Raw genomic sequence first — 25,539 nt, forward strand, 5'->3', positions numbered from 1 at the left:
ACGTTGTGCACGTTACTAGCACATCTCACTTGTTAAAGAAGCACGTCAATTAGGTTAACTGGTTGATTTGATATTCTTTAAGTGATTAGTTGATCACGATCTTCATCTGCAATTTGTTGAACTAGTACTCAAAAAATCTAACCCGCTGTTTTTAGGATAGATGAGTTCCCCAACATCCAACCTAACAGCAGGTGATTCCCATGACGAAAAATCTTTTCCGCCTCAGTACGATAACTCTCGGTTTATGCATCAGTTCGTTCTCTTTTGCGCAATCCGATCTTCCGAACATTAAAATTCTTGCCACTGGCGGCACCATAGCAGGCGCAGGTCAATCTGCAACAGAGTCAAACTACACAGCAGGTAAAGTCGGCGTTGAATCATTGATTTCTGCGGTGCCGAGTATGACCAAGATTGCCGATATTTCTGGAGAGCAAGTGGTCAGTATCGGTTCACAAGATATGAATGATGAAGTGTGGCTAAAATTATCGAAAAGAGTTAATGAGCTACTCGCTCAAGATGATGTTGACGGCATCGTCATTACTCATGGTACGGATACGTTAGAGGAAACCGCTTACTTCCTTGATCTGACCGTCAAGAGCAAAAAGCCTGTCGTGATCGTTGGTGCAATGCGTCCTTCCACCGCAATGAGTGCTGATGGACCAGTCAACTTATACAATGCAGTCGTAACAGCCACCGATGAAGATTCAGAAGGACGTGGCGTGCTAGTCGCAATGAATGACACGATTTTCGATGCGCGAGATGTGACAAAAACCAATACAACCTCCGTCAGCACTTTCCAGTCACCCAACTTTGGTGCTATCGGCTACATTCATAATAGCGATGCCAAATATCAACGAAGCCCAGAGCGTAAACATACGACAGAAACCCCATTCGATGTATCAAAGCTTACTAAGTTGCCTAAGGTCGGTATTGTTTATAACTATGCAAATGCCTCCAATTTGCCAGTGAAAGCCTTTGTGGATGCGAAGTTTGACGGCATCGTAAGTGCTGGTGTCGGTAATGGTAACTTGTACCACACTGTGTTTGATGAGCTAGAGAAAGCGAGTAAAGATGGCGTTGTTGTTGTAAGAAGCTCCCGAACGCCTAGCGGCTCAACCACTTTGGATGCTGAAATTGATGACGAAAAATACGGCTTTGTTGCCTCAGGCACACTAAACCCACAAAAAGCACGTATCTTACTGATGCTGTCACTTACTCAAACCAAAAACTATCAAGACATCCAAAAGATGTTCCAATACTATTAAATCATTCTGTGTAAGGCATCTTTAGATGCACAAGAGGAGGAGTTACTCGCCTCCTCTTGCACACGACGATGTTGGTGCCCCTTGTTAACCAAACAAACGGCGCTTCATCCCTGCTTTTTCCAGAATACGCGTAGTAATTTCCTCAACAGACAGAGAGGACGTATTGATATATGGGATCGCCTCTCTTCTAAACAAAGCCTCAACAGTGTCTAGCTCCAGCTTGCACTGCTCTGTGCTAGCGTAATCACTTCCAGACAAACGATTCTCACGGATTTCAGTCAAACGTTCAGGGTCGATAGTAAGCCCGAACAACTTATGACGATGGATCTCAAACTCAGGTAACAAACGCATCATCTTCACATCTTCCGCAATAAACGGATAGTTCACAACACGTAAACCAAATTGCATCGCCATATACAAGCTAGTCGGCGTTTTTCCACTACGCGACACGCCAAGTAAGATGATATCAGCTTGCTCCAACCCTTTTAGTGTGATGCCATCATCATGCGCCAATGTGTATTCAATAGCCGCAATACGGTCAAAATAGGTGTCGGAATCTTTCCCCACGCTGCGAGAACGCTGCAACTTAGGCTTTGGTGCCATCTGAATGTCGTCTTGCACTTTCTGCACAATACTCTCCAACACATCGTAACTGTATGCTGGCGCTTCAAGCAGCATTTCACGTACTTCTGGAACGACAATTGAGAAAAAGACCAGAGGTTTGACGCCATTGCGCTGGTAGGAAGTTTCAATTTCTTTGACTACGTCAGTAGCTTTGTCCTGGCTTTCAACAAACGGAAAGGTTTTTTCGTTAGGAATGAACGGAAATTGACCGAGAACAACATGCCCTAATGTCTCACATGTTATCGCCGTACCGTCAGAAACATAGAACACATCACGACTTTGGTTATTTATTTGCATTTCTGTTTAATTTTTCAAAATCTTTTGAGTAGGATGGTACACATAATATTAATAAATCAGTTTGGCTTTCAGTTAGGTTCACCACAGCTTTAAAAATTCGTTTGAATTTTTTTCAGCCAGAACGTAATCGTTTGCCTTTGATATCAATCTGAATGAAGCAATGTATGGTCAACGTGTAATAACAGCCAACATGCGATTGTTTAGATCGATTTAAGTCCCCCTACTAAGCTGCAATGTTTCTGGAGAAAGACATGCAAAAGAACACCCTCTGGTTCAATGGCCTATCCATGGATGATGTCGACAAAGTCGGCGGTAAAAATGCTTCACTTGGCGAAATGGTTTCTAACCTAGCGAACGCAGGCGTTTCTGTACCAAATGGTTTTGCGACAACCTCATACGCGTTTAACCAATTCCTTGACCACGAAGGTTTGGATGAGCGTATTCACCAATTACTCGATGAACTAGACGTTGAAGATGTAGAAGCTCTGCGTAAGACAGGTGCAAACATTCGTCAATGGGTATTAGAGGCCCCTTTCCCTGCGGACCTTGAACAAGAAATTCGTGAAAATTACCAAGAACTGATCGAAGGCAATCCTGAGCTTTCAGTCGCAGTTCGTTCATCTGCTACGGCAGAAGACCTACCTGATGCTTCTTTTGCTGGTCAGCAAGAAACGTTTTTGAACGTGAAAGGCATCGACGCAGTACTAGAAGCAACTAAGCACGTTTACGCTTCTCTATTTAACGACCGTGCGATTTCTTACCGCGTTCACCAAGGGTTCGACCACCGTGGCATCTCGCTATCTGCGGGTATCCAACGTATGGTGCGTTCAGATAAAGCCTCGTCGGGTGTTATGTTTACACTAGACACTGAATCGGGTTTCGACCAAGTTGTCTTCATCACCTCTTCATGGGGTCTAGGCGAGATGGTCGTTCAAGGTGCAGTAAACCCTGACGAGTTCTACGTTCACAAGCCAATGCTTGAAGCAGGCGAACACCCAATCGTTAAGAAAACATTTGGTTCTAAGTTGATCAAAATGATCTACTCAGATAACCAAGAAATCGGCAAACAAGTTGATATCGTTGATACTTCTGATGAAGAGCGCAACACGTTCTCATTGAACGACGACGAGATTAAAGAGCTCGCAAAACAAGCAATGATCATCGAAAAGCACTATCAGCGTCCAATGGACATTGAATGGGCAAAAGATGGCATTGATGGCAAGCTGTACATTGTTCAAGCGCGTCCTGAAACCGTATGTTCACAAACGGAACAAAACGTGATTGAGCGCTACGAGCTACAAAACAAAGCGGATGTTTTGGTTGAAGGTCGTGCAATCGGTCAGCGCATCGGTAAAGGCGTGGTTCGCTTGGTTGACTCTCTGGACCAAATGTCATTAGTCCAAGAAGGTGACGTGCTAGTTACAGACATGACTGACCCAGATTGGGAACCAGTGATGAAAAAAGCATCTGCAATCGTAACCAACCGTGGTGGCCGTACTTGCCACGCTGCCATCATCGCTCGTGAGCTTGGTATTCCTGCAATCGTTGGCTGTGGCGATGCGACAAGCAAGTTAACCGATGGCGCAACCGTGACCGTATCTTGTTCAGAAGGTGAAACGGGCTACGTTTACCAAGGTGAACTTGAGTTTGACGTAAAACGCTCTTCTGTTGATGAACTGCCACTGCTACCAACAAAAGTGATGATGAACGTGGGTAACCCTGATCGCGCGTTTGACTTCGCACAAATTCCAAATGAAGGTGTTGGTCTTGCTCGTCTTGAATTCATCATCAATAAGATGATTGGTATCCACCCGAAAGCATTACTTAACTTTGATGCACAAAGCGATGAGCTAAAAGCAGAAATCACTCAGCGTATTCGTGGTTACAAAGATCCTATCGATTTCTACGTAAGCAAGCTGACAGAAGGTATCGCAACCATTGCTGCGGCATTTTGGCCGAAACGCGTTATTGTTCGTATGTCTGACTTTAAGTCTAACGAATACAGCAACTTGGTTGGCGGTAAAGCATACGAACCGCATGAAGAAAACCCAATGCTTGGCTTCCGTGGCGCGTCTCGTTACATTTCTCCAGTGTTTGAAGACTGCTTCGAGCTAGAAACTCAAGCAATCAAACGCGTTCGTAACGAAATGGGTCTGAAAAACGTTGAAATCATGATCCCATTTGTTCGTACACCAAGCGAAGCAGCATCAGTGATTGATTTGCTAGCGAAGTTTGATCTGCGCCGTGGCGATCAGGGTCTTAAAGTCATCATGATGTGCGAACTGCCATCCAACGCGGTCCTTGCCGATGAGTTCTTAAAGTACTTTGATGGCTTCTCGATTGGCTCAAACGACATGACTCAGCTAACGCTTGGACTTGATCGTGACTCTGGCGATGTTGCACATCTATTTGATGAGCGTAACCCAGCGGTTAAGGTGATGCTTCAGATGGCGATTGACGCAGCAACAAAAGCAGGCAAATACGTTGGTATTTGTGGTCAAGGCCCATCAGACCACGACGACCTAGCGGAATGGCTAATGGATCAAGGTATTAGCTCTGTATCACTAAACCCAGATACGGTTATCGATACTTGGTTAAAACTAGGTAAAGTTAGCAGCAAGTAACACACGATAAACTCTAGCCCTCACACTCCCCTTGTGAGGGCTTTGTTATTCACACGTCATTTCACAATCAGTTCGTGATTCCTCTCTCAAGTTCGTCATTTAGTCAATTTCATTATCAAAGTCTGATGACCTAAAATGAATGGTATATCGATAACTCCAGAGAGAATTTGATGAAAAAGCCTATCGCACTCCTTACTACATTGATGCTCCTGGCATCCCCTGCTTATGCCGATTGGGATGAAATTTCCAATAAAATGTCTGAGCTTGGCGACGCAGTTTCTGATACTGCACAAGATGCTTGGGACGACACCAAAGCGTTTTCAAAACAAGCGTGGCAAGATTTCACGAATTGGTCCGAGGAAGCGATCAATACCGCAGGCGAATGGACAGAAGCCAGCATCGAGAAGAGCAAAGAATGGATAGATGCTGCCGACAAAAAAATTGATGAGCTGATGGAAGGCGATACGCCAGAAGAAGCTCGCCAAGCCGTGGACTTAATGGCAGATAGCGCTTTGCTCAAGTTATTTAATGAAAAGCCGGAGGCAAAAGCTATTTACGACAACGCGTACGGCTACGCGGTCTTTGATTCTCGTAAATTATCTTTGCTGTTTCACACCAACTCAGGGTCAGGAGTCGCAGTGAATAAGGAAACAGAAGAACGCACTTATATGAATATGTTTGGTTTGGGCGTTGCACTTGGGGCTGGCGGCAAATTTTACCAACAAGTGGTTCTGTTTGAGAGCAAAGAAGACTTTGATACGTTCGTCAACGAAGGATGGGAGGCCACAAGTGAAGCCTCTGCTGTTGCGGGCGAAGATTCAGAGCAACTTTCAAAACAATTTAACAGCGGCGTCGCCGTCTATCAGTTGAACGCTAAAGGTTTGCTCATCGATGCTAACGTGTCTGGTTCTAAATATTGGGTTAACGAAGAGCTCACTAACTCGCAGTAATGCATAGCAACTAATCGCTTAAATAAAACCGTTGTTATGCACCCTTATCAATAAGTTAACGGGGATATGATTCCTCAAAACTGAGCACTTACGCAACTTTCTCTATGGAAGTCACCAGAAGATGGCGACTTCCCTTTCTCGTTGGATTGCTTTTGGTTATGCTTGCGCAAAACCACCTGCAATTCGGTATCCCATGCCTGACAATAACTTTAATAATCTGCTAGCAGAAGCAATTTCTGCTCTTAACACGCCTAACTTTACTCCTAAACTTATGCGTGTCATTCGCACTCTTTTTCATTTTGATTGCGCAGTTATTTTAGGTTACCGAGAAGGTAAACATCCTATTTATCTCTACGACTCAATTGAGAACGAGCGAGAGTTACTTTTTCAACGCTACCTTACTGACTCATTTCAAAATGACCCTTTTTTTCTCAAACTAAACGAGACAAAGCAACAAGGCGTATTTACGCTCAAAGACGTGGCGCGTAAAGGCGTTGACTTCACCTCATACTGCGAGCAGTTCTATCATCAAACAGGGTGGAAAGACGAGCTTAGCATGCTAGTCGAAGTTGAATCTGGCCGTTGGGTCATGCTGTACTTCGGATATATGACTGATGGAAAATACTTTTCTCAGCAACAAATCAATAAGCTAAAGCCCTATTTCCCGATAATTCAGTCGCTTTGTCAGCAGCATTGGAAACAAACGGAATTTACCTTTTCTGAGCCTGTTTTTGCACAGAGTGCTTATTCTGGCAGTATGCGATTAGCCATTGAGCAAGCTTTAGCAACGTTTGGCGTAGAATCACTCACCCGTCGCGAACAAGAGGTGGCTTCGCTTCTCGCTCAAGGGTTTGACACCAAAGAAATTGCCGCGCGGTTACACTTAGTTCAAGGCACGGTCAAAAATCATCGAAAGCGAATTTACTCGCAATTAAATGTGTCTTCATTGAGTGAGTTATTCCAGCTTTTCCTCAATCACCTCATTCTCCATTCAAGATAAAAAACTGTCCCTTAAGGGATATATCGAGAAAAGGTGTCGCGTTTTAGTCTGAATACAACAACCACTAAAACAGACAAAAAGAATGACGACACCATTACTGCAAGATTTACAAGATCGTGGCTTGATTGCACAAGCCAGCGATTTGGAAGAAATTCAGACACTTCTCTCACAGCCACAAACCGTTTACTGCGGCTTCGATCCTACAGCTGGCAGCTTGCATATCGGCCACCTCGTGCCTTTGATTATGCTTAAGCGCTTTCAAGATGCCGGACACCAAGCTGTTGCCTTGATTGGCGGTGCAACGGGCATGATTGGCGACCCAAGCTTTAAAGCGACTGAGCGCAGTCTGAACTCAGAGGAAATCGTCTCAGGCTGGGTTAACGATCTTTCTAATCAAATTCATCAGTTGATGAATCACCAACTGACCAAGCCGATGATCATGGTGAACAACGCTGACTGGATGAAAGCGATCAATGTGATCGACTTCTTCCGCGATGTGGGTAAGCACTTCTCGATCAATACTATGGTCAACCGAGAATCGGTAAAACAACGCCTGCAACGACCTGACCAAGGTATCTCCTTCACCGAATTTAGCTACGCCTTACTGCAATCGTACGATTTTGCCGAGCTAAACCGTCGATACGGTTGCCGTTTGCAAATCGGTGGCAATGACCAATGGGGAAACATCGTCAGCGGGATCGATTTAACTCGCCGTCAAAATGGTGAGCAAGTATTTGGCTTAACTCTGCCGCTGATCACCAAATCCGATGGTACCAAATTTGGCAAAACCGAAGGCGGCGCAGTATGGCTAGATCCTAGCAAAACCTCTCCTTACGCGTTCTACCAGTTCTGGCTTGGCGCAGAAGACGCCGACGTTTACCACTTCCTGCGTTACTACACGTTCTTGAGCTGCGAAGAAATTGCCAGCATTGAAGCGCAAGACCAAGCAAGCCAAAGCAAGCCACAAGCACAACGTATTCTCGCTGAAGAAATGACGCGATTTGTTCATGGCGAAGACGGCCTCGCCAGTGCCGAGCGCATCACTCAAGCTTTATTCAGCGGTAATGTGCAACAACTGAGTTTGGGTGAATTAAAACAGTTGGAGTTGGATGGTTTACCAAGCATTGAGAGCACACAACAAGATTTGGTTGAGCTGTTGATTGAGTCGGGCTTAGCAAGTTCGAAGCGTGTTGCACGCGAACACATCAGCAACAACGCCATCAGTGTAAACGGTGAAAAAGTGGCGGCTGATAACCCGAGTTTAAGCTTCCCACTGTTTGATCAATATTGGTTACTGCAACGCGGTAAAAAGCACTTCTGCCTCGTAAAGCGTTCCGCGTAGCAACACTCGCAGTACAAAACCTATAAAAAAATTCCCCTCACCACTTTCGTGATGAGGGGAATCCAAATTTGAACGATTTTAAGCCTAACAATAGGCAAAGACGTTGCTTATTGCGTTCTTAAACGTTGCCAGTACTTTTCGTAAATCGCTAACGTTTCTGCGCCAACATCATTAATAAACTCGCCTTTTTTCATGTCTTCTGATGAAGGGAAAATAGTACGGTTATTTTTCAACTCTTCTGGCAATTTGTCACGCCCAGCGTTTGTTGCCGACGCATAACCCAAACTGGTCACGATTTCCGCTTGGTTCTCTGATTGGTACATGAAGTTAATAAATTTATGCGCCAATGCTTTGTTTTTACTGCCAGACGGAATAGTGAAGTTGTCCATCCACAATACCGCGCCCTCTTCCGGCATCACGAACTTCAGTTCAGGCATTTCAACCTGCCCTTGGAATGCGTTGCCGTTCCATTGCATGCCGACCGATGTTTCACCGGACACGTAAGGGACTTGCGGCGCATCTGAGTTATACAGTAATACGTTGTTTTTCAGCGCAACTAGAGAATCAAAAGCCTGTTCGATTTCAGCTTCGTCTTTTGTATTCACGCTATGGCCATTTTTCTTAAGCGCCATACCAAACACATCGCGCACGTCATCGATCAACATGACTTGTTGTTCGTATTGAGACTCCCATAAGTCTGCCCATTTGGTCACTGGTTGCTCAACCATGGATTCGTTGTAGCTGATCCCGGTAATGCCCCAAATATAAGGCAGCGAGTAATCATTTTTCGGATCGTGCGCTTGGCCAAGTAAACCGTCCATTGTGTCTTGCATGTTTGGCACTTGAGCGTGATCTATTTTCGAAAGCAGCCCTTCTCGCCCCATTTTTTCAATGAAGTACGCAGAAGCAAAAACCACATCGTAGCCAGAACCTTTTAGCAATTTTAGCTTGGTGTACATTGATTCATTATTCTCAAAGGTCGAATAATTAATCGTAACGCCTTCTTGTTTTTCAAACGCTTTTAACGATGCTTCCGGCAAATAGCCACCCCATGCATAAACGTTCAACGTTTTGCTATCTGCATGAGCAAACATGCTGAGCACAAGAGCACTCAGCCCCAATCCTTTGATGATTAATTTCATGGTATGCAATCCAACCAGTCCAGCGACGCGCTGGGATTCGGGTGCATAATTAGGTAATTGTTACCCAATTGAAAGAAAATTTAATTAATCTTTAACAGCAAAAATATTTATCGAATTTATAAAATTAACGCATGTTTTTAATAGCGACTGTGCATACCAAAATGATGAGACATTCCATCTTCCATTCGGCCACCTTTCCAGCCACCAGAACCGAGTAAATTAAGCACATCTTGAGCGGTATAATCGACACCAGCGAAGAAGTCATGCGCCACGTCTGAGCGTATTGCTTGCAACTCTGGTTGATTTTCCAAATCAAGATCTTGCGGATCCGCATATAATGCCAACGCAATTTTTTGTTGGCACGCGCTTAACTCACTGGTGCTCGTCTTTACCTGACCAACCGAAAAATACTCACGACTGCCGTATCCCACCACCAATCTGGTACTCATTAGTTTAATCACTTTCTTAATGCGACGACGTTGTATAAATCTCAACATGTTTTGTTATTCCTGTATTAAGTTGGCTATGGTCGTATTCTTTTGTTCGAATTAAAACACTCTGTTTTATCCGCGAAATTTCTCTAGCGCTTTTCACGATGATCGGTTGTATAATACGATCCTGAAATATTTTGTTACGTTACCTCGGTAACCCCTGAGACTGCAACATGAACAACAGCAGATGGGTCGGCTTTATAGGCGGCACGATTGTCTTACTTAGTACCTTTATCCTCTTCGGATCTTCCGTCCACGCTGCTTGGTACCGAATCCCTGCGGAAGCCATTCATGGTATCGCCTTCACTTTGGCTTTTGGTTTAGGGTTAAACAGCCTGCTGGCGTACGCGACGGCAGTGATTACTCTTGCTGCACTATTCTACATTGGCTTTGTCGTTAGCTATCGGGTCCATCAGAAACTTAAATAGTCTTCTGTCTCAACCTGAGCTTAATAACGGATACTTGGTAACTAAAAAGGGAGCAAACGCTCCCTTTTTAGTTACCAGCATATAGATGTTCTATGCCCGCTTTAATCATTAAGGTGGCATACCCTCAACGACTGCTGCATACCTGAAACATCATCACCTAAATACTCAACCGTCATTGGAACGTTGACCAACAGAGTAAAACTGGAGTCACTGAATCTTCCATCAGCATCACTCTCCAAATGAACAAAAAACGCAGGCTTATCCGCAATCAATGTAATTCGCCTCCCTTCAATAGAGACATCTATATTGGCTTTCGCTATCGGCAAGGTTTTTAGCTCGTGAGTACTAAACCATGTGTTGCTTATTCTGTCTTCACCGATTTGCGCTTCAACATAGAAGAAGCCTGACGTAAGTTCATCCTTCTCGATCAATTCATCCAACTGCCACAAAATCGTATTGCTGTCTGCTATGACTGTTTGTTCTAAGCTCCAACATTGCTTTTCTTCCCCTTGCCAATCTACCCACTTAAGCAGTGCGTTGACGCTTGCGGGCTCTTTTGCATCATTGAGCAAATGTAGGCTCAACTCGCCTGTATGCTCGGAAAATACCAAATACTATGGCGCAAAAAAGCGTTTTGCATGGTAGTGCAACTGCTTCCATCTACCACTGTATTCCAAACTAGACCAAGAACTGACAGGCCAATTGTCGTTGAGTTGCCAGTACAGCATGCCGCGACAAACTGGAGAAATGGCACGCCAATGATCGCATGCAGTTTTGATCGCGATTGCCTGCTGAACTTGACTTAAATACAGCATACTCTCAAATCCAGAGGGAAAACGAAAATAGCGCGTGAACATCTCTGTGATAATACTATTACCTCGAGGGTTCTTCTGATGTTGTTCGAAAGTTGGGGATGTAATATTCCAGTCTTGCTCAGGGACAAACCGCTTAACTTCAGCAAAAGATGGCCAAGATTGAAAACCAAACTCAGAGCAAAAACGAGGATTCACGTGAAGGTAGGCACTGAATGATTTTCCTGAATGCCAAACGTCCCAAAAGTGCATATCGCCTTTACTATCATCATGCCACGCATCACCGAAATCCAGTTCACCATTACATGGGGAACTTGGCCAGAAACGGCGAGTGCTATCTTGCTCGGTAATCTCCTTCTCAATCATGCGGTTGAGGCGATCGTAGTTAACCGTGTATTTGACTTTGCTGCGCTTAGATTCGTCATACCAACCAATAGCTCCAATCACTTCATTGTCACCACACCAAAGTGCGATTGATGGGTGCTTCTTAAGCCTCGGGATTTGGAATCTAAGTTCTTCTTCTACGTCTTTTAAACACTCGTCGTTTGATGGGTACAACGAGCAGGCGAACATCATGTCTTGCCACACCAACAAGCCAAGTTCATCACAAAGGTTATAAAAGGTTTCACTCTCGTACTGACCACCGCCCCATACGCGAATCATGTTCATGTTGGCGTCAACCGCACTTTGCAAAAGGTTGCGATAACGTGTTTCGCACTCTCGCCCCGGCATTGCGTCAATAGGGATCCAGTTGGCACCTTTAGCATTAATCGGTACGCCATTGACGATAAATTCCATTGCAGAGCCGTGCTCATCAGCTTGGTTATTTAGGGTTAACTGACGCAAACCAATGTTGTGCGTTAACTTTTGCTCTCTGCAAGAAATGGTAATGGGATAGAGATACGCTTCGCCATAACCCGATGGCCACCAGCGTTGAGGCTCCAAAATGTGGAACTGGCAATGATAGTGACCACTTCCTTTTGTTTGAATACATTGACGCTCACCATTAAATTCAACCATCATTTCATGGCGTTGACTGTCCGTTTCCACTTCAACTACTACATCAAGAAACACACTCCCATCGGCTTGCCATTGCTGCTCTGTCGAGAAGCCTTTGAGCCAAAGCTCATTCACAATGTCGATTTGAATGGGGTCGTAAATACCCGATACCATCAAGCAAATGCCCCAGTCCCATCCGGAATGGCATTGTGTTTTGCGGATCAAGTTCATGTGTGGAATTTGGTTGTTGCCCATTGCCGATGGAATAGGAAATGGCAGTTTTTTTGCTCTTGCGATACCTTCTAAATCCGCCCGAGCAAACTCAATCCGAATCGTGTTAGTACCTTGCTTTAAATGCGGTTTAATATCCACACGTTGCTGGGTAAACATGTTGCTGCACGTTAGTGCTAGCTCACCATTAACATAGAAGGTTGCCAATGTATCGACACGAGTTAGCGTCATCCAAATTTGCTTGGCAGACAACGTAAACGCGTCGACGTCAAACTCACGTGAGATATGCCACTCACACTCTTCAATCCATCGAACTTTGTTTTCATTATCGGCAAAATAAGGATCTGGAATCTGCTCTGCTTGTAAAAGCGCCGACACATTATCGCCCGGAATAAACATTGGAATTTCAAGATTGGGGCGCTGTGGCGAGGTAAGCATCCACTGCCCGTTAAGTTCGAAGTGAGCCATCGAGTTAAACCTTAGCTTGGGAAAAACATGTTTTCTCAATGTAATCCTGATAATCCCATGCAAAAACAAGGGAAATGTTAATTACATACGAAATGCGGTGCATTTCACGTAAAAACTCTTTCTTTTGATCTCTACCCAAAAATCAGCAACTTGGCTAACCTGCTAAAAATTAATCGAAATCTAAGGTTATATTTGCAACTTCGACATGTTAACATCATCGGCTTTTTGAACATCCTCACACTTTTCGTTGAAACGATGTGAGGGGAAATGCACGGCTTCATAGCCCTAAAAAGCGAAGTAATTATGTCAAATATGACGAATGCCGCCTCCCACACAGCGCCTATTCAGGATGCTGACTATTCTGCTATTCATCCCCCATCTTTACTCAAGCGCCTCGAACTCACCAATCCTGTCTTTTGGTTAAGTGGTAGCTTCCTCACTCTATTCGTTTTACTTGCTCTAACGAATACCGACTCTCTAACCGCAATGGTTAACACCGGCTTCGGCTTTGCTACTAAATATTTCGGAGCTTACTGGCAAGTACTGCTTCTTCTGAATTTCCTAATTGGTTTGGCTCTTGCGTTTGGTCGCACTGGTTATGTGCGCCTAGGTGGTCTAGCGAAACCTGATATTGATAACTTTAAGTGGTTGTCAATCGTACTCTGTACTCTACTTGCAGGTGGTGGTGTGTTCTGGGCCGCAGCTGAGCCTATCGCGCACTTTGTGACTGCTCCGCCTCTATACGGGGAAGCCTCACCGAAAACTGCCGCAATCAATGCCCTATCTCAGTCTTTTATGCACTGGGGCTTCTTAGCTTGGGCGATCCTTGGTGGTCTATCTTCCATTGTCTTAATGCACTTGCATTACGATAAAGGCCTGCCTCTTAAGCCGCGTACTCTGCTTTACCCTGTTTTTGGTGATAAAGCCATTAAAGGCTGGATTGGTGATGTTGCTGACGCATGTAGCATCATTGCAGTAGCAGCAGGAACCATCGGTCCTATCGGCTTCTTAGGTTTACAAATTAGCTACGCGCTAAACTCATTGTTTGGCCTGCCAGATACGTTCGTAACGCAAAGCATGGTTATCATGGCGGCGATCCTGATGTATACCCTTTCCGCACTGAGCGGTTTGAGCAAGGGTATTCAAATCGTCAGTCGTTACAACATCATTTTGTCTGTACTATTAATTGGTTACATCCTGTTCTTCGGGCCGACAAGCTTTATCGTTGATGGCTACGTGCAAGGCGTTGGTCGTATGGTGGATAACTTCTTCCCTATGGCACTTTACCGTGGTGATACAGGCTGGCTAAGTTGGTGGACAGTATTCTTCTGGGGTTGGTTTATCGGTTATGGCCCAATGATGGCGATCTTTATTGCTCGTATCTCTCGTGGTCGTACAATTCGCCAATTAATCATGTCTATTAGCATCGCGGCACCGCTGATTACTTGCTTCTGGTTTAGTATCGTTGGTGGCAGTGGCCTTGCGTTTGAACTTGATAACCCTGGTTTGATTTCATCTGCGTTTGAAGGCTTTAACTTGCCTGCAGCACTGCTAGCGATTACTGGTGAATTACCTTACCCAATGATCATTTCGGTTCTGTTCCTGATCTTAACGACAACATTTATCGTGACGACGGGTGACTCGATGACTTACACAATCAGTGTAGTGATGACGGGCTCAACAGAACCAAACGCAGTGATTCGCTCGTTCTGGGGTCTGATTATGGGTATTGTCGCTATTGCGCTTATCTCAATGGGCTCTGGTGGTATTTCTGCATTGCAATCTTTCATTGTAATTACTGCCGTGCCTGTGTCTTTCATTTTGCTGCCAAGCATTTGGAAAGCACCCGGCATTGCAAGCAGAATGGCAAAAGAGCAAGGCCTCGTTTAAACCGCCTCTCTAACCAATATGCGAAAAAGAGCCCTTCATTGGGCTCTTTTTAATTCTGCGCTTTATCCTACGCTATCAATGCGAATCATCACTGCATCTGGACGCCAATACTCGAATTCGCAGTCCATTAAATGCCCATCTTGTTTGTAGTTTACCCGCCGAATTTTCAGAACGGGTTGTCCTTCAGCTAGGTTCAACGCCTTAGCGACATGAGCAGGAGCTGACGTGGGAATCACATCAAAACGAGAGCGCTTTGTCTCGTAACCATACTTCTCACGATAAATGCCCGTCAGGGACATGGTGAGGTTCTCAGACAATATCCCCTCAAACAGTGCCGCTTTGAGCACGTTCTCAACAAACAATACCGCTCGCCCATCAATAAAACGTAACCGTTCAATTACATAAATTGGGGTAATTCGCTCCACCTCTAACGATTTGGCATACTCACCTGCGGCCATTTCACTTCGCACGTTGAGTAACTTAGTTTCTGCAATACGATGCTGCTCTCTAATCATTTGATGGAAGTGAGAACGAGACAACGGGTTGTAACAGATACGCTCAGGAGATACATACCAACCCCGGCGCTCTTCTCGATAAATAAGACCTTCCGTTTCTAAAGACACCAACGCATCTTTGATAGTGATTCGAGTCGTAGAAAACAGCTCACTGAGCTCTCTCTCTGACGGCAGTTTTTGTCCTTCCGACATGATGCCGGAAAGAATCTGCTGTTTTAAGCTGCTTCTAATTTTTCCTAATTGGGTACCAAATTGTCCGGTGCCTGTCGCTCTCATTCTGATCTAGTCCAACGATAATTTGACGAATAACATAAGGCGTTTACGTAACAAAAATATGACATTAATCAACAGAACACATACTGAACGTATGAAATATAAGTGCCATATAAAATCAGCAAAACTGTCAAATTACTTGCGCTAAATCGTCACATTCCATCCATAGCATACAAAGCGAACTTACTGACCTAGTCCAGAAGGATGGAGACAATGAAAACTTTGCTAAGTCGTTCAATTACCGCACCAGCGGCAATCATTGCGGTAACGCTCGCTACGCCAACAGTAGCGAAAGAAGCCGATATTGAATCTTTGGTAGCAGCAGCACAAAAAGAAGGGGCGGTTTACAGTGTGGGTATGCCTGACAGTTGGGCAAACTGGAAAGACACTTGGGCTGATTTAAAGTCAAATTACAACCTTAAGCACCAAGACACGGATATGAGCTCGGCTCAAGAAATCGCAAAATTCGAAGCTGAGAAGAAAAACGCGACCGCAGACATTGGTGACGTAGGCTTTGCCTTTGCACGTGTAGCGGTAAAAAAAGGCGTCACTCAGCCATATAAACCAACAACTTGGAATGACATCCCAGATTGGGCAAAAGACGAAGATGGTCATTGGGCACTTGCCTACACTGGCACTATTTCTTTTATCTCCAACAATAACCTCGTAAAAGACGCGCCAAAAACGTGGGATGACCTATTAAAAGGCGACTACAAAGTGACCGTAGGTGACGTAGGCGTAGCAGCACAGGCAAACAACGCGGTTCTCGCCGCAGCGTTCGCCAACGGTGGGGACGAATCCAACCTCAAGCCTGCGCTCAAATTCTTTTCTGAACTCGCGAAGCAAGGTCGTCTTTCATTTACCGATCCGAACATCGCCAACCTAGAAAAAGGCGAAGTTGAAGTGGCGATCATGTGGGACTTCAATGCATTGAACTACCGCGACAAAATTGACCGCGACCGCTTTACAGTGAGCATTCCTCAAGATGGCTCTGTGATTTCTGGTTATACAACCATAATCAATAAATACGCGAAGAACCCTAATGCAGCAAAGCTTGCTCGTGAATACATCTTCAGCGATCAAGGGCAAATCAACTTAGCAGAAGGTTATGCGCGTCCAATCCGCACCAACATCACACTGCCTCAAGCAGTGCAAGACAAGCTAATTGCTAATGACCAATACAGCAATGTTCACCCAGTGACTGACTTCTCAGCTTGGGAAAAGTCCGCACGTAAGCTGCCACGTCAATGGCAAGAAAGTGTCTTAATCCACCAGCAATAAGAGTAAGTCGTTATGAGCAATAAGGTCATCCTTGTTGTTCTAGATGGACTGAACTATCAGGTAGCCCGTGATTGCATGGGCTACCTCAATGGTCTTCTAGAACAAAGTCGTTCCCAACAAGAAACTCGCGCAACGCTTTATCCTGTGCAGTGTGAGCTGCCCTCTATGTCTCGCCCACTTTATGAGTGCATTTTAACGGGCGTTCGCCCTGTAGAAAGCGGCATCGTAAACAACAATATCGTTCGTCTATCCAAACACGATTCCATTTTCAGTTTGGCAAAAGCCCAAGGAAAAGTGACCGCTGCGGCTGCCTACCACTGGGTAAGTGAGCTTTATAATCGCGCGCCATTTGAACCTGTTCGCGATCGTTTCACGCATGATGAAACCCTGAATATCCAGCACGGCTGCTTTTACCATTGGGATCATTATCCTGATGAAGCCTTGTTCCTGGACGCAGAGTATTTACGTCGAAACTATCAACCTGATTTCTTACTGATCCACCCGATGAATATCGACGATACAGGACATAAGTTTGGCCTAGACTCTCGCCAATACCGCAATTGTGCGCGAGGTGCAGACATTATTCTTTCCAACTACATCGATCAATGGCTTGCTGATGGGTATCAAATCATTGTGACCAGCGATCATGGCATGAACAACGATCTTTCTCACGGTGGGATTTTACCTGAAGAACGAGAAGTTCCCCTGTTTGTCATTGGTGATAAGTTTACCCATCAAGATTGTCATATTAAGCAGACTGATATTTGTGGCACCGTTTGTCAATTGCTAAACCTTGACCACACGAAGCCATACACTCAGGAATTGTTAGCACTATGAGAAGTTCAGTCCTCTCCCCTAGCTCTAGCGAATCACGCTCAAATTTGGCAAGTACTTGGTTAAAGCGCTTTAAGCCTGCCATTTGGTTGGCGCCTTTCGCGCTGTTTTTCTACCTATTTCAACTCGCACCGATGATTTGGGTACTGTTAAACAGCTTTATCTACGATGGCGAGTTTGCCTTCGATAACTACATTGAAGTGCTCGACTCCGCCTTTATGATGCAGGCGTTTGGCAACAGTTTGTGGTTAGCTGTGTGGTCGAGCACTTTTGGCTTAGCCATTGCGACTCTGTTGGTCTCTTCTCTACGCAGAGTCGATTCTAAAGTCCGCGACGGTGTGATTGCGTTTACGAACATGAGCAGCAACTTTGCAGGCGTACCTCTGTCATTCGCTTTTATTATTATTTTGGGCACCAATGGGGCGATTACCCTTTTGCTCAAGCAGTATGGCTTACTCGGTGATTTCGACCTTTATGGTAAATGGGGCCTGCTGGCCATTTACATCTACTTCCAAATCCCGCTGGCGGTGTTGTTGCTCTACCCTGCGTTCGACGCGTTGAGTGATGATTGGCAAGCAGCAGCTGCGCTACTGGGAGCCAAAACATCACAGTATTGGGCGAAAATCGCGCTGCCAGTGCTCTCACCAGCCTTATTCGGTACCTTTATTATCTTAATAGCCAACGCAATTGGCGCATATGCGAGTGTTTATGCGCTGACCTCCGGTAACTATAACGTCATCACAATTCGAATTGCGAGTCTGGTATCGGGAGACCTGTTCCTTGAACCTAATCTCGCCGCTGCAATTTCGGTGATTCTAATGGCGTTACTTGCCTTTATCACAGTGATTAACCAATGGCTCATTTCGAAAAGCTATGCAGGTAGGAAGTAGTCATGAACAACGTTAATACTCGATTCCATAAAACGGTGGTTTATTCCATTGTTGGGATCATGCTCATCCCGATTTTAGCGACCTTTGTCTATTCGCTTTCATCACGCTGGGGTGCCACGGTGCTTCCAGATGGTTTCACTTTTGATTGGTACGTTAAATTGCTGACCGACCCACGCTTTTTGCAAGCGTTTGGGCGTTCGCTGTTTATTTGTATTGCTTCGCTAACCCTCAGTGTGCTTCTGGTTCTGCCAGCGATATTCGTGGTGTTTTACTACTTTCCGAAGCTGGATAAGCTCATGAACGTATTGATTTTGCTACCATTCGCTGTACCACCAGTGGTGTCCTCCGTCGGCTTGCTTCAACTTTATGCTGACAGTGAAATCTCCCTTATCGGTACTCCTTGGATTCTAGTAGGTACTTACTTCACCATCGCTTTACCGTTCATGTATCGTGCGATTTCTAATAGCTTCGAAGCAATTAACCTTAACGATTTAATGGACGCTGCACACTTGCTAGGGGCAAGCACAACCAAAGCGTTTTTGATGGTCATTTTACCTAACCTCAAAAAAGGACTGATGGCATCGCTTTTCCTTTCATTTTCATTTCTATTGGGAGAGTTTGTGTTCGCCAATATTTTAGTCGGCACACGTTATGAAACCCTGCAAATCTACTTGTATAACATGCGTCAGACGAGCGGCCACTTTACGTCTGCCTTAGTGATGACCTACTTCCTATTTATTTTTTTACTGACTTGGTTGGCAAGTCGTTTCAGCCGAGGAGTCAAACAATGAGCTACGTAACAGCGAAAAATCTAACTAAACGTTTTGGTGATAACACCGTATTTGAGGATATTCACTTTAACATCGAGCAAGGTGAATTCATTACGCTTTTGGGCCCTAGCGGTTGTGGTAAATCGACACTACTTCGCAGCCTTGCTGGGCTTAACCCTGTCGATGGAGGCGAGATTTGGGTAAACGGAGAAGATATCACGCATCAAGTCCCGCAAGAACGTGGTATTGGGATGGTCTTTCAATCGTATGCGCTGTTTCCCAATATGACCGTCGAAGGCAACATTGCATTTGGCTTAAAAATGAAAAAGCTTGAGAATGATGATATTCGACGTGAAGTGGCTAAAGTCATCAAACTGGTGGATCTGGCAGGTAAAGAAAAACACTATCCGCATCAACTTTCTGGCGGTCAGCGCCAGCGTGTCGCACTCGCTCGAGCGTTGGTGGTGAAACCTCGCATATTATTGCTTGATGAACCACTTTCTGCGCTTGATGCCAAAATCCGCAAACACCTTCGTCAGCAAATCCGAGACATTCAGAAAGAGATGAATCTCACCACTATCTTCGTAACTCATGACCAAGAAGAGGCGATGATTATGTCTGATCGTATCTTCCTAATGAGTAAAGGAGAAATTGTTCAAGCAGGAACACCTGAAGAAATTTATACTCATCCTGCTAACGAGTTTGTGGCCGGTTTCATGGGGCACTACAACCTTGTAGAGGCCAATAAAGCCAAGCAACTCTTCAACATTGATACCGAATGGAAAGTAGCGATTCGCCCAGAGTCTATATATGTAAAAGAGCAAGGTCGTCAATATGATAGCCACATCTCAGCGCCACAAGTAGGTACGATCACCAACCACCAGCTTCTAGGTAATGTTATTCGCTATCAAGTGAACGTTGAAGAGTGTGAGCTCACTGTTGACTTGCTTAACCGCTCTTCAGAACGCTTACTAGCGAATGGCAGCCAACTAGAGCTACTCTTTAACCTAAACGAAATTCAACCAGTGAGAGCCTAAACATGTCCAAACCTTTGTATGTTTTTGATATGGATGAAACCCTAATAAACGCTGACTGCGCAATGATTTGGAACGAGTTTATGGTTGAGAAAGGCATCGCGACTGATCCTTTATTTATTATGGAAGATCAGCGTCTAATGGCCTTGTACTCTGAAGGCAAAATGGACATGGAAGATTACCTAGCGTTCTCCATGAAGCCACTAGAAAACATGCCGATTGAAGAAGTAAACGCCTTGGTTGAAGAATGTGTTGAAAGCCATATTTTGCCTAAACAGTTCCCTCAAGCCAAAACCCTGATTGAGCAACTGTCTCGTGATGGTATAGATATGGTTATCATCTCTGCCAGCGTCACTTTTTTGGTGGAAGCCGTTGGTCGCCGTCTTAATATTCCAACCGCACTCGGAATTGATTTAATCGAGAAAAACAACCGTTATACTGCTGAAATCGACGGTATCCCGAGTTATCGTGAAGGCAAAGTCACGCGATTAAAACAGTGGCTAGAAAATCAGCCTGAGCGTTATTCCGAAATCCATTTCTATACCGATTCAATCAACGATTTACCGCTTTGTGAATACGCGAACTACGCTTATCTGGTAAATCCATGCCCACAACTAAAAGAACACGCCAACAGACCGAATTGGAGTGTGTTAAGTTGGGGATGAGCTAGCCTCACAAGACCGTTCTTCCTAAGTAAATACTTTTCTATTTGTTCAAAGAGCAGTTCTTTCTGCTCTTTTTTACTTCTCTTCATCACAAATTAATCACTTGATTAAATACTGATTAATTTTTCACATGTCGCATGAGAAATCAGCGTCTTATAATTAATCAAATGTTTAATATTTTGAGAGAAGATTGTGACGGAAGCGCATCGAAGGGCGGGAAGACCCACAGATAATATCGACGCACGGGAAAAACTGATTTTCCACGCGCGCGAACTCTTCACCATTATGGCTTATGACAAGGTCTCTACTCGCCTAGTCGCGCAGAAAGCAGGCGTGAACGTGGCGATGATTCGTTACTACTTTGGCAACAAAGAAGGCTTGTTCGAGACCATGTTGCGCGAAACACTGTCACCGATGCAAAAGCAGATGCAGACGTTGGTATCCAACAGTAACGAGCAAAACTTTCTCGATCTAATGCGCACCTACTACCGCGAAATGATCAAGGTACCACAGTTCCCACGCTTAGTTGCCCAAGTTATGAATATGCCCCCATCGGAAACCCAACGCAAACTGCTCGAAAAAGTCTTCGCAGATATCAGCAAGCCAATGCAAGGCGTGATCTTTGATAAGTTGATCGACAGTGGCGTTTTACGAAAAGACGCCGACCCTCAACTTTGTCGCGTCTCTTACATCAGCTTGATGGTGTTTCCTTTTATGGCACCACCAGCACTGCTCGCCATTCATGGCATTGAACTTTCTGAAGCCTTCTTGAACCGATTATTCGAACACAACATACAACTGATGAAACATGGATTTTTAGACTCGGGCGACCAATATGAAAGTAAATAAAAAGCTGCTGTTCTTTCCTGCTCTTGCGGTGGGGGTCGTCATTCTGTTTTTGGCGATTAGCCTCAAACCAGATTTGCCCGTAAAACCCTCTGGAGATCGTGCACGGTTGGTCGAGACGATTCCACTTGAGCTAAAAGCCATTGCTCCAGTAGCCATAGGGTTTGGCAAGATCACCCCAAAAGTGGAATGGAAAGCGATAGCCGAAGTGACGGGTAAAGTGGTCTACCGCCATCCGCAACTGGAAAAAGGACAAGTGTTGCAAGCAGGGACAGAAATCTTGCGCATCGACCCGCTCGATTACGAGTTGAAACTGGTTCAAGCTCAAGCCGATCTCAAATCTGCCCAAACCTCTCTGGCTAAGCTGAACCAAGAAGAAGCGAATCTCAAAAGCACCCTCAAGATAGAAGCCAACCGTCTGGTTATCGCCAACAAAGAGTTAGACCGTAAGCAAAACCTACGTAAAAAAGGCCTAACGTCTCAATCGGATGTAGATCAGCAAGAGCAAAGCGCACTCTCTCAACGTAAGTTAGTACTGGATATTGAAAATCAAATTGGTTTGATGCCGGATGAGAAACGAGTCGCGGAAGCCCTAGTTAAAGTTAATGCATCAAAAGTGGATGAGGCCGAACGCTCGCTTGATAAGACCATCATCACGCTTCCTTACGATTTGCGTATTGCTGACGTAGAAATTGAGAAAAAGCAAGTGGTTAACCTCCAACAAACCATGGTGACAGGACATGGTATTGATGTCATGGAAGTGGAAGCTCAACTATCCATTCATGACATGCAAACTTTGGCGGCGAGCATCGGTGAGTTTGTCCGCGATGAATCTGGTATTCCACAACCTGATATGAATGCGATTCATGCCAACATTGAACTCAGCAGCGGTAACCTCTCTGCAAGCTGGCCTGCGAAAGTTGCACGCATCAGTGAAACGGTTGATCCAAGCCAAGCGACTGCCGGTGTGATTCTGGAAATTGAACAAGACTACCGTGCATTAAACCCAACGTCTGCGCCTCCATTGGTGAACGGCATGTTTGTGCGTGCCTTGATTGAGGGACAAGAGAACCCGAGTTGGGTCATCCCAGAGCGTGCGCTTCATGGCGATAAGATTTACCTGATGGGAGATGACAACCGTCTGCAAGTCGTCACGGTTGAAGTGTTATATCGTCGCAATAACCAAGTGGTGATCGATGGTGAACTAGAGCAAGGTCAGAAGCTGATCATCAACGATTTGCTGCCTGCGATTAACGGCATGCTATTGAAAGAGTCACCTGAACAGTCAGAAACGGCTATTGAGGAGTCTGATTCATGATCCGATTCTTCGCCAAGCATCCAACAGCAGCCAACTTGCTGATGCTAACGCTGCTGATATTGGGGATTTCTTCACTTTCCACGATTAAGCGTGAAACTTTTCCTGAGTTTGATCCGCCCTACATCCTAGCTGGTGTGGTTTACCCCGGCGCTTCCCCTCAAGAGGTAGAAGAGAGCATCTGTATCCGAATGGAAGATGCTGTCGATGGCCTTGCCAACATCAAAGAAACTCAGTGTGAAGCGATTGAGGGTTCTGCGCGTCTTATCTTAAAACTGAATGAAGAAGCCGACATCGGCCGCATGCTGGTTGATGTTCAAACCCAGATCAACTCGATAAACGACTTCCCACAAGAGATTGAATCTCCTGTGGTCCAAGAGCTCGATTGGAACGAGCCAGTTGTGGATGTCGCCATCACCGCAGATACCACATGGCCAGAGCTAAAAGCGTATGCCGAACAGCTTAAACGCACGTTAAAAATCGATTACGATGTCTCTTTGGTTGAAGTTGCTGGCTTCTCTGACCACCAATACCGAGTAGAGTTAGACACTCAAGCTATCCGACAACTTGGTTTGAGTGTTGGTGATATTGCGGACCAGATTGGTCGTCAAAACGTCAAGTTGCCAAGTGGTAATGTCGAAACGCCAGATAAGAACTTTCTGATCCGCTTTGACGAACGACGCGTGACGCCGGAAGAGCTTGAGACTATCGTCGTGGGCTCTGGTACAAATGGCTCAATCATCCGTCTAAGAGATATTTCGACGATTACCGACGGGTTTGAATTGGACGAACAGAAAGTCCTCTTCGATGGTCACCCTTCTGCCCTACTAAAAGTCAGCAAAAACAAAGAAGACGATGCACTGCGCATTAAAGAACGTGTTGCTCAATTTGTCGAAGAACAACAAGCCATCGCGCCAGACGGTGTGATGCTACAAATGACCAATGACCTTTCATCCGTGCTTTGGGATCGCCTGACCATGATGGTCAAAAACGGTTGGCAAGGTATCATTCTGGTCTTCGCCACCATGTGGTTGTTCTTTAGTTTTCGCTACTCTTTTTGGGTCGCAGCTGGTTTACCTGTTGCCTTCTTAGGTGGGTTATTTTTGATGGCGCAACTTGGCCTGTCCATCAACATCATGTCTTTGGTCGGGTTACTCATGGCCATCGGTATCATGATGGATGACGCCATCGTTATTGCCGAATCGATTGCCGCTCACCTCGACCGAGGAGAAGAGATCGATGATGCCGTGATAAAAGGAGTGAAAAAGGTACTGCCGGGGGTCATCTCTTCCTTTTTAACTACGGTGTGTATTTTCGGTAGCTTGTTATTTTTGCAAGGTGAAATGGGTGCGGTACTTAAAGCGGTTCCTCAAGTTCTGATCCTCGTACTGAGTTTAAGTTTGGTGGAAGCCTTCTTGATTCTACCTAACCACCTTTCTCACTCACTACACAAACAAAAGCAAGAGCGAAAAACACCGAAGTTCAAACAAAAGCTGCTCGCTTCTTTTGAAAACTTCCGCAACACCACCTTGGTCAACGCAGTAGATAAAGTGGTCGAGTATCGCTATGCCTTTATGGGTGGCGTGGTTGCCTTGCTTCTTATCTCCGCGGCCACGTTAGTAGGTGGTTTACTCAAGTTCCAACCCTTCCCTGAATTGGATGGCGACATTGCAGAAGCGCGTATTATTCTTCCTCCGGGTTCTTCTCTGTCTCAAACGGAAGCTGTCGTCGATAAGATCGTCGCTTCCGCTCAAAAGCTAGATAAAGAATGGACAGAGAAAGTGGAAGACGGCAATCCATTGGTTCTACACATTACCAGTCAATTCAACGCTAACGCCGACGCGAATGAATCTGGCCCTCACATTGCCACGGTACGTCTGGATTTGCTGGGCGCCGAGAGTCGTAACACACTCATCGATGAATTTATCGACGCATGGCGTGAAGACATTGGTGAACTTGCCGATCCTATCTCGCTGGTATTTAAACAACCGACCATGGGGCCGGGTGGACGAGCGATTGAAATTCGAGCGAAGCATGATGAACTGGATGCGCTCAAAGCCGCCTCTATCGACATTCAACAATACTTAAATGAGTTTGACGGTGTCCATGGCGTGTTGGATGACATGCGTATGGGTAAAGAAGAAGTCTTGGTAAAACTGCGTCCGGGCGCAGAAGCTTACGGGATTAACGGCCAACTCATCGCCAATCAATTGCGTGCAGCTTTCTTTGGCCAAACCGCAGACGAGATCCAAGTTGGGGTAGAAAACATTTCAATCGAAGTTCGCCTCGATAAAGCACAAGCCGGTGACTTACAGCAATTGGCAAACTTTCCGATTATCTTGTCCGATGGCAGTCAAATCCCCCTCGCAACCATTGCGACTTTGGATTTCCAACGTAATTACGTAAGAATCCAGCGCATTGATGGCTTGAGGACTGTGAGCGTATTCGGCGATATCAACAATACGAAAGCCAACTCGTAACTCTTCACCCGCGAGCTATTGACTGTGGTTTACGCTAGGAATGCTGGCACCTGATAATTCACTTTAAGCATGT

General features: G+C 45.3%; 19 protein-coding genes and 2 pseudogenes. 16 read left to right on the forward strand and 5 right to left on the reverse strand.

Annotated features, from left to right (window positions below):
* The first annotated feature begins 200 nt into the window (after positions 1-200).
* Positions 201-1,265 carry an L-asparaginase 2 gene (gene ansB, locus R8N28_RS03460; RefSeq protein WP_065275153.1) on the forward strand — a complete coding sequence of 355 codons (1,065 nt, stop codon included), beginning with the start codon at positions 201-203 and terminating at the stop codon, positions 1,263-1,265.
* 84 nt (positions 1,266-1,349) lie between these two features.
* On the opposite strand, the gene R8N28_RS03465 is transcribed toward ansB, so the two are convergent.
* The gene (locus R8N28_RS03465) at positions 1,350-2,186 is read right to left on the reverse strand and encodes a pyruvate, water dikinase regulatory protein (protein ID WP_005373820.1); all 837 of its coding nucleotides are present in this window, start codon (positions 2,184-2,186) and stop codon (positions 1,350-1,352) included.
* Between the two features lie 251 nt (positions 2,187-2,437).
* On the opposite strand from R8N28_RS03465, the gene ppsA reads away from it, so the two are divergent.
* The 4 genes from ppsA (at position 2,438) to tyrS (ending at position 8,102) form a co-directional block, all read left to right on the forward strand.
* On the forward strand, positions 2,438-4,810 hold the full coding sequence (ppsA, locus tag R8N28_RS03470; RefSeq protein ID WP_005373822.1) for a phosphoenolpyruvate synthase: 2,373 nt from the start codon (positions 2,438-2,440) through the stop codon (positions 4,808-4,810).
* A gap of 170 nt (positions 4,811-4,980) precedes the next feature.
* A complete protein-coding gene (locus R8N28_RS03475) occupies positions 4,981-5,760 on the forward strand; it encodes a hypothetical protein (protein WP_005373824.1) in 780 nt (259 codons plus the stop codon).
* 193 nt (positions 5,761-5,953) lie between these two features.
* Positions 5,954-6,760 carry a response regulator transcription factor gene (locus R8N28_RS03480; protein ID WP_021707696.1) on the forward strand — a complete coding sequence of 269 codons (807 nt, stop codon included), beginning with the start codon at positions 5,954-5,956 and terminating at the stop codon, positions 6,758-6,760.
* Between the two features lie 82 nt (positions 6,761-6,842).
* Positions 6,843-8,102, forward strand: a complete 1,260-nt coding sequence (gene tyrS / locus R8N28_RS03485; protein ID WP_065275152.1) for a tyrosine--tRNA ligase — start codon at positions 6,843-6,845, stop codon at positions 8,100-8,102.
* Positions 8,103-8,209: 107 nt separating this feature from the next.
* Here the strand turns inward: tyrS and R8N28_RS03490 are convergent, their stop codons facing one another.
* Positions 8,210-9,244 (reverse strand): ABC transporter substrate-binding protein, encoded by a 1,035-nt coding sequence (locus R8N28_RS03490; RefSeq protein WP_047102765.1) that lies wholly within the window; start codon positions 9,242-9,244, stop codon positions 8,210-8,212.
* A 137-nt stretch (positions 9,245-9,381) separates the two neighbouring features.
* On the reverse strand, positions 9,382-9,741 hold the full coding sequence (locus R8N28_RS03495) for a DUF6559 family protein (RefSeq protein WP_054574548.1): 360 nt from the start codon (positions 9,739-9,741) through the stop codon (positions 9,382-9,384).
* Between the two features lie 167 nt (positions 9,742-9,908).
* Here R8N28_RS03495 and R8N28_RS03500 point away from each other — a divergent pair, with 167 nt between their 5' ends.
* On the forward strand, positions 9,909-10,163 hold the full coding sequence (locus R8N28_RS03500; RefSeq protein ID WP_005387084.1) for a hypothetical protein: 255 nt from the start codon (positions 9,909-9,911) through the stop codon (positions 10,161-10,163).
* A gap of 101 nt (positions 10,164-10,264) precedes the next feature.
* Here the strand turns inward: R8N28_RS03500 and R8N28_RS03505 are convergent.
* Positions 10,265-12,673 (reverse strand): annotated as a pseudogene (locus tag R8N28_RS03505) (beta-mannosidase).
* A gap of 303 nt (positions 12,674-12,976) precedes the next feature.
* Between R8N28_RS03505 and R8N28_RS03510 the strand changes: the two are divergent.
* A complete protein-coding gene (locus R8N28_RS03510; protein ID WP_005373846.1) occupies positions 12,977-14,563 on the forward strand; it encodes a BCCT family transporter in 1,587 nt (528 codons plus the stop codon).
* Between the two features lie 62 nt (positions 14,564-14,625).
* On the opposite strand, the gene R8N28_RS03515 is transcribed toward R8N28_RS03510, so the two are convergent.
* Complete coding sequence (locus tag R8N28_RS03515; protein WP_005387087.1) at positions 14,626-15,354, reverse strand: UTRA domain-containing protein; 729 nt, start codon at positions 15,352-15,354, stop codon at positions 14,626-14,628.
* A 210-nt stretch (positions 15,355-15,564) separates the two neighbouring features.
* On the opposite strand from R8N28_RS03515, the gene R8N28_RS03520 reads away from it, so the two are divergent.
* The 9 genes and pseudogenes from R8N28_RS03520 to R8N28_RS03560 all read left to right on the forward strand — a co-directional run.
* Positions 15,565-16,632, forward strand: coding sequence for an ABC transporter substrate-binding protein (locus tag R8N28_RS03520; RefSeq protein WP_005373851.1), 1,068 nt, complete (start codon positions 15,565-15,567; stop codon positions 16,630-16,632).
* 12 nt (positions 16,633-16,644) lie between these two features.
* A complete protein-coding gene (locus tag R8N28_RS03525) occupies positions 16,645-17,469 on the forward strand; it encodes an alkaline phosphatase family protein (RefSeq protein WP_005373854.1) in 825 nt (274 codons plus the stop codon).
* Complete coding sequence (locus R8N28_RS03530; RefSeq protein ID WP_065275151.1) at positions 17,466-18,356, forward strand: ABC transporter permease; 891 nt, start codon at positions 17,466-17,468, stop codon at positions 18,354-18,356. Before R8N28_RS03525 ends, R8N28_RS03530 begins: the two co-directional genes overlap by 4 nt.
* Positions 18,357-18,358: 2 nt before the next feature.
* The gene (locus R8N28_RS03535; RefSeq protein ID WP_017633567.1) at positions 18,359-19,147 is read left to right on the forward strand and encodes an ABC transporter permease; all 789 of its coding nucleotides are present in this window, start codon (positions 18,359-18,361) and stop codon (positions 19,145-19,147) included.
* Positions 19,144-20,163, forward strand: a complete 1,020-nt coding sequence (locus tag R8N28_RS03540) for an ABC transporter ATP-binding protein (protein WP_065275150.1) — start codon at positions 19,144-19,146, stop codon at positions 20,161-20,163. The genes R8N28_RS03535 and R8N28_RS03540 overlap by 4 nt, the downstream gene beginning before the upstream one ends.
* Positions 20,164-20,165: 2 nt before the next feature.
* On the forward strand, positions 20,166-20,825 hold the full coding sequence (locus R8N28_RS03545) for an HAD family hydrolase (protein WP_053304601.1): 660 nt from the start codon (positions 20,166-20,168) through the stop codon (positions 20,823-20,825).
* 192 nt (positions 20,826-21,017) lie between these two features.
* Positions 21,018-21,674: a TetR/AcrR family transcriptional regulator gene (locus R8N28_RS03550; protein ID WP_053349323.1), complete on the forward strand. Its 657-nt coding sequence runs from the start codon at positions 21,018-21,020 to the stop codon at positions 21,672-21,674.
* Entirely contained in the window at positions 21,661-22,989 is a 1,329-nt protein-coding gene (locus tag R8N28_RS03555) for an efflux RND transporter periplasmic adaptor subunit (protein ID WP_053349324.1), read from the forward strand. The genes R8N28_RS03550 and R8N28_RS03555 overlap by 14 nt, the downstream gene beginning before the upstream one ends.
* A pseudogene (locus R8N28_RS03560) lies at positions 22,986-25,463 on the forward strand (efflux RND transporter permease subunit); the annotation flags it as partial. The gene R8N28_RS03555 and the pseudogene R8N28_RS03560, both read left to right, overlap by 4 nt.
* Between the last annotated feature and the right edge of the window lie 76 nt (positions 25,464-25,539).

The organism is Vibrio sp. Vb1554, assembly GCF_033344235.1.

Bases quoted from the DNA above. Each gene is read 5' to 3' on its own strand.
- R8N28_RS03475 (WP_005373824.1), top strand. From the start codon at position 4,981: ATGAAAAAGCCTATCGCACTCCTTACTACATTGATGCTCCTGGCATCC.
- R8N28_RS03545 (WP_053304601.1), top strand. From the start codon at position 20,166: ATGTCCAAACCTTTGTATGTTTTTGATATGGATGAAACCCTAATAAAC.
- R8N28_RS03525 (WP_005373854.1), top strand. From the start codon at position 16,645: ATGAGCAATAAGGTCATCCTTGTTGTTCTAGATGGACTGAACTATCAG.
- R8N28_RS03480 (WP_021707696.1), top strand. From the start codon at position 5,954: ATGCCTGACAATAACTTTAATAATCTGCTAGCAGAAGCAATTTCTGCT.
- R8N28_RS03535 (WP_017633567.1), top strand. From the start codon at position 18,359: ATGAACAACGTTAATACTCGATTCCATAAAACGGTGGTTTATTCCATT.
- R8N28_RS03500 (WP_005387084.1), top strand. From the start codon at position 9,909: ATGAACAACAGCAGATGGGTCGGCTTTATAGGCGGCACGATTGTCTTA.
- R8N28_RS03510 (WP_005373846.1), top strand. From the start codon at position 12,977: ATGTCAAATATGACGAATGCCGCCTCCCACACAGCGCCTATTCAGGAT.
- R8N28_RS03540 (WP_065275150.1), top strand. From the start codon at position 19,144: ATGAGCTACGTAACAGCGAAAAATCTAACTAAACGTTTTGGTGATAAC.
- ansB (WP_065275153.1), top strand. From the start codon at position 201: ATGACGAAAAATCTTTTCCGCCTCAGTACGATAACTCTCGGTTTATGC.
- R8N28_RS03465 (WP_005373820.1), bottom strand. From the start codon at position 2,186: ATGCAAATAAATAACCAAAGTCGTGATGTGTTCTATGTTTCTGACGGT.
- R8N28_RS03515 (WP_005387087.1), bottom strand. From the start codon at position 15,354: ATGAGAGCGACAGGCACCGGACAATTTGGTACCCAATTAGGAAAAATT.
- R8N28_RS03490 (WP_047102765.1), bottom strand. From the start codon at position 9,244: ATGAAATTAATCATCAAAGGATTGGGGCTGAGTGCTCTTGTGCTCAGC.
- ppsA (WP_005373822.1), top strand. From the start codon at position 2,438: ATGCAAAAGAACACCCTCTGGTTCAATGGCCTATCCATGGATGATGTC.
- tyrS (WP_065275152.1), top strand. From the start codon at position 6,843: ATGACGACACCATTACTGCAAGATTTACAAGATCGTGGCTTGATTGCA.
- R8N28_RS03495 (WP_054574548.1), bottom strand. From the start codon at position 9,741: ATGTTGAGATTTATACAACGTCGTCGCATTAAGAAAGTGATTAAACTA.
- R8N28_RS03555 (WP_053349324.1), top strand. From the start codon at position 21,661: ATGAAAGTAAATAAAAAGCTGCTGTTCTTTCCTGCTCTTGCGGTGGGG.
- R8N28_RS03530 (WP_065275151.1), top strand. From the start codon at position 17,466: ATGAGAAGTTCAGTCCTCTCCCCTAGCTCTAGCGAATCACGCTCAAAT.
- R8N28_RS03520 (WP_005373851.1), top strand. From the start codon at position 15,565: ATGAAAACTTTGCTAAGTCGTTCAATTACCGCACCAGCGGCAATCATT.